The sequence below is a fragment of the Klebsiella sp. MS 92-3 genome, assembly GCF_000195655.1.
GTDB lineage: Bacteria > Pseudomonadota > Gammaproteobacteria > Enterobacterales > Enterobacteriaceae > Klebsiella > Klebsiella pneumoniae.
In genome coordinates this window covers 19,177-22,843 of the sequence record NZ_GL882770.1, presented here as the reverse complement: position 1 = coordinate 22,843, position 3,667 = coordinate 19,177, and the positions used below count along the sequence as shown (strand labels likewise).

The 3,667-nt window shown below is 59.4% G+C and carries 6 protein-coding genes; 2 read left to right on the top strand and 4 right to left on the bottom strand.

Going from position 1 to position 3,667, the window contains the following annotated elements; all coding sequences use genetic code 11:
- Positions 1 to 152 precede the first annotated feature (152 nt).
- Positions 153 to 989, bottom strand: a complete 837-nt coding sequence (locus tag HMPREF9538_RS20385) for an alpha/beta fold hydrolase (protein WP_004180471.1) — start codon at positions 987 to 989, stop codon at positions 153 to 155.
- A 193-nt stretch (positions 990 to 1,182) separates the two neighbouring features.
- Positions 1,183 to 1,758: a hypothetical protein gene (locus tag HMPREF9538_RS20390; protein ID WP_004175291.1), complete on the bottom strand. Its 576-nt coding sequence runs from the start codon at positions 1,756 to 1,758 to the stop codon at positions 1,183 to 1,185.
- Positions 1,759 to 1,889: 131 nt separating this feature from the next.
- On the opposite strand from HMPREF9538_RS20390, the gene HMPREF9538_RS20395 reads away from it, so the two are divergent.
- On the top strand, positions 1,890 to 2,804 hold the full coding sequence (locus HMPREF9538_RS20395) for a LysR substrate-binding domain-containing protein (protein WP_009484396.1): 915 nt from the start codon (positions 1,890 to 1,892) through the stop codon (positions 2,802 to 2,804).
- 5 nt (positions 2,805 to 2,809) lie between these two features.
- Here HMPREF9538_RS20395 and HMPREF9538_RS20400 read toward each other — a convergent pair whose 3' ends face one another.
- Positions 2,810 to 3,145: a DUF1869 domain-containing protein gene (locus tag HMPREF9538_RS20400; RefSeq protein ID WP_002911862.1), complete on the bottom strand. Its 336-nt coding sequence runs from the start codon at positions 3,143 to 3,145 to the stop codon at positions 2,810 to 2,812.
- Between the two features lie 6 nt (positions 3,146 to 3,151).
- The gene (locus tag HMPREF9538_RS20405) at positions 3,152 to 3,484 is read right to left on the bottom strand and encodes a DUF1971 domain-containing protein (RefSeq protein ID WP_002911866.1); all 333 of its coding nucleotides are present in this window, start codon (positions 3,482 to 3,484) and stop codon (positions 3,152 to 3,154) included.
- 97 nt (positions 3,485 to 3,581) lie between these two features.
- Here HMPREF9538_RS20405 and HMPREF9538_RS32775 point away from each other — a divergent pair.
- On the top strand, positions 3,582 to 3,667 hold an 86-nt coding region (locus HMPREF9538_RS32775), incomplete at its 3' end, for a hypothetical protein (RefSeq protein WP_032457030.1).

Sequence of the window (3,667 nt, the reverse complement as noted above, 5' to 3'; positions counted from 1 at the left end):
GGCGTTTTATCCTGCGAGGGGAAAATAGTCGTCAGGTACCCCATGAGTTAAGCAGATTTCCTCTGCACGTCAACCGGCGCGCCCCAGGCGACTGGCGCCCAGGGCGCTGGCGGAATGCCATTAACGGCACTCTGCCCGGCAAATAGGGCAGATCAGGCGCGGATAAACGCCAGCAGATCGGCGTTGATAGTATCGGCGTGGGAGGTATGCATCCCGTGCGGGAAGCCAGGATAAATTTTCAGCTGGCTGTTCGGCAGCAGCTTGTCCTGCAGGATGGCCGCATTTTTATAGGGCACCACCTGGTCGTCATCTCCCTGCATCACCAGCACCGGCAAAGTGATCGACTTAAGGTCTTCCGTCTGGTCGGTCTCTGAAAACGCCTTAATGCCTTCATAATGGGCTTTAGCGCTGCCGATCATCCCCTGTCGCCACCAGTTCTGGATCGTCCCCTGGGATATCTCTGCTCCATCACGATTGAAGCCATAGAACGGGCCAGAGGCGACGTCGAGATAGAACTGGGCGCGGTTCGCCGCCAGCGCTTTGCGGAAACCGTCAAACACCTCGATCGGCGTCCCGCCCGGATTCTGCTCGGTTTTCACCATTAGCGGCGGGACGGCGCTAATTAACACCGCCTTCGCCACCCGCCCCTGCGGCTGGCCGTAGCGGGCGACGTAGCGGGCGACCTGGCCGCCGCCAGTGGAGTGCCCGACGTGGACCGCATTGTGCAGATCCAGATGTTCCACCACCGCCGAAACGTCCGCCGCGTAATGGTCCATATCGTGCCCCTCGCTAACCTGATCGGAGCGACCATGACCCCGACGATCGATAGCGATGACCCGGAACCCTTCGGCAAGGAAAAATAACATCTGGTTATCCCAGTCGTCAGCGCTTAACGGCCAGCCGTGATGAAAAACAATCGGCTGAGCTTCCTTTGGACCCCAGTCTTTAAAGTAAATATTGACGCCGTCTTGGGTGGTGACAAATGCCATATTACAGACTCCTCTTTTCAGGATAACCAGCCTGCAGGCCCGTGCCTGGGCTGAACGCCGACGGCGGCCGGCAGGAGTGCCGACCGCACAGGAATGTGATGCCTGTAACAGTGTAGAAGATATTTAACGCCGGGCGGGACAACTTACCCTGTCTCGCTTGATTCGCCGATCCTGGACCAGACCGCGTCTGGTATCAGGCCGCACTCTCCTGCTGGCGGATCCGCACCATCAGCGCGCCGAGCAGCGCCCAGTCAAGCAGCACGGCGAAGGCAAAGCAGACGCCATGGCGTCCTCCTCCCGCAGTATGCCAGGTCAGCAGCGTCGCCGCGATGGCGATAGCTACGCTCAGTACCGTGGCGCCGCTGACCCGCATCCCCGGCAGCGCCGTCCTACCCGCCGCAATGCGCCAGGCGACAGCCGCTCCCGCCCCACCGCACGCCACGCCCGGCAGCAGTGCCGGCCAGTCCTGCCCGCCATACCAGGCCACCAGCGCCAGCAGCCAGCCGGCCGCTGACAGCAGAAAGGCCCAGCGCGTCGCCGCCAGGGGTGAGCGATAAAGCCAGGATTGTCCGCGTGTAAATCCCCACCCGACGCCAAAGGCCGCAATCAGCGCCGTCAGCAGACTCAGCGTGCCGGTCACCCCGATAACCGGGGGCATGATTAACAGCAAGGCCCCGGCGGCGATGACCACGCTAAGGGCGATAGCGCGGCCGCGGGGGTCGATCGTTGCCGCGGCTTCCGCGGCGGTGTAGCGGCTTACAACGTGCATAGTTGACTCCTGACAGGCGAAGCTGCATGAATTTAATTCATGTCATTGTCTTTACATGCCCGTAGCCTATCGCCACAATATCGCTTTACACAAACGCATAGTTTTCAGCCATAGATGAGAAAAACTCAGCCATGAGACCGCCCCGTCTGCCGCCGCTGGGGGCGCTACGCGCTTTTCATGCCGTCGCCCGCCACCGCAGTTTTAAACAGGCCGCCGAGGCGCTCGGCGTCAGCGCGACGGCGGTCAGCCATCAGATTAAACTGCTGGAGTCGGTGCTGGAGTGCCGGGTCTGCGAACGCAGCGCGCAGGGCGTCAGTCTGACCGCTGATGGCGAGATCCTTTACGCCGCCACCCAACGCGCCTTTAGCGCCCTGGAACAGGCCGTCGTCCAGATCGCTCATGCCCGTCAGCCGCCATCCTTAACCGTCACCACCACCTCCAATTTTCTCACCCACTGGCTGGTGCCGCGGCTGGCGGATTTCACCGCCCGCTTTCCGGCTATCGACCTGCGGCTACACACCAGCGTCGAACGAGTGGATCTGCATCTGGGCACGGTAGACGCCGCGATTCGCTATCGTGAAACGTCGGAGCGGGACCTGTACTGCACGCTGCTGTATGAGGATCGCTTTATCGTGGTCGCCAGCCCGACTCTGGGCCTCAGCCGGCCTGAAGATCTGCAGCGGGTGACGCTGTTTCACGTTGCCAACCGGCGCGTGCCAGCTGATTCGCCGAGCTGGGAGAACTGGCGTCGGCGCTATGGACCGCCGACGCTGAATATTGATGCGGGGTTAACCTTTAGCGATGAGACCCATGCCCTGCAGGCGGCGGTGGCCGGTCAGGGAGTGGTGATCGCCAGCGAACTGCTGGCGCGGGATCTGCTGCAGCGCGGCGTATTGTCCGCGCCGTTCAGCAACGCATTGCCTGGCGCCCGCTACTACCTGGTCACTACCGAAGCGGTAGCGCAGCGGGCGGATATTATCGCTCTGCGGGAGTGGCTGCTCAGTCAGATGGCGTCGGGCGACGGCGGCCATCCGACTGCGGGATAGCGGGCTTACCAGCCGCAGACGTTGGTCTCTTCATCGGACTCGTAGCCGCGAACGATATTGATCAGATCCTTCACCGCATCAGCCGCGGTGAGTGGGTCGCGCAGCGCCGCCAGCGAGGAAAAGGTTTTATCAACCGAGACGCCGTTATTGTTATTGGTGACCGTCAACAGAAACTCCCCCTCTTCCCTGTCGTCCGGTAACTTGCTCAGCAGGTCATTAACGGCCTCCACCGCCTGCTGTGGAATATACAACACCATTGGTTTGAGAAATATTTTTTCCTGCTTCTGGTGAAGTCGGCCATTCTCTAGCGCTAAGGTATAACCTTTATTTTCACTGGTCATCTCTTGTTATCCCTCGATAAGAATTTTTGGATCAACATAAAAGTCGACATTAAAAACCGTGTCCTCTGAGAGGGCCTCAATACAGTGCCACTTCTCCGGCGGAAAGACGCCAAACTGGCCGGCTTCAATAGTCAGGGTTTCAACGGGCTCGGGGCTGGTTTCATCGGCATAGCCGAGATAGCGGATCGCCCCCTGCATCACTGAGAGACGAGGGTAGACGCCCTGCCGGGTGCCGGCATCCAGATGGCGGCGCCAGATAGAGGCCGGGGCGGTCTCTTTGGTCCACAGCGGCGTGCTGCGGGTGTGAACGTAATGGGTGGGAATAATGATTCGCTGCATAATTGTGCCTCACTTTACCGTCTCAAACGCGACGTTCAGAAATAGCCTATATGATGCATATCATATACCCCTTTTAAACGTTAAGGATATTATTTTGTTGTGGAATTTTACGCCTACTCCTTTTTATACCTCGCAGGGATTAGCGCTAAGAGAAAATAAAAAAGGCGATTTCAGGATCCTGAA

Excerpts from the sequence above, each read along its gene's own strand:
- HMPREF9538_RS20385 (WP_004180471.1), bottom strand. The coding sequence starts at position 989 with ATGGCATTTGTCACCACCCAAGACGGCGTCAATATTTACTTTAAAGAC.
- HMPREF9538_RS20390 (WP_004175291.1), bottom strand. The coding sequence starts at position 1,758 with ATGCACGTTGTAAGCCGCTACACCGCCGCGGAAGCCGCGGCAACGATC.
- HMPREF9538_RS20395 (WP_009484396.1), top strand. The coding sequence starts at position 1,890 with ATGAGACCGCCCCGTCTGCCGCCGCTGGGGGCGCTACGCGCTTTTCAT.
- HMPREF9538_RS20405 (WP_002911866.1), bottom strand. The coding sequence starts at position 3,484 with ATGCAGCGAATCATTATTCCCACCCATTACGTTCACACCCGCAGCACG.
- HMPREF9538_RS20400 (WP_002911862.1), bottom strand. The coding sequence starts at position 3,145 with ATGACCAGTGAAAATAAAGGTTATACCTTAGCGCTAGAGAATGGCCGA.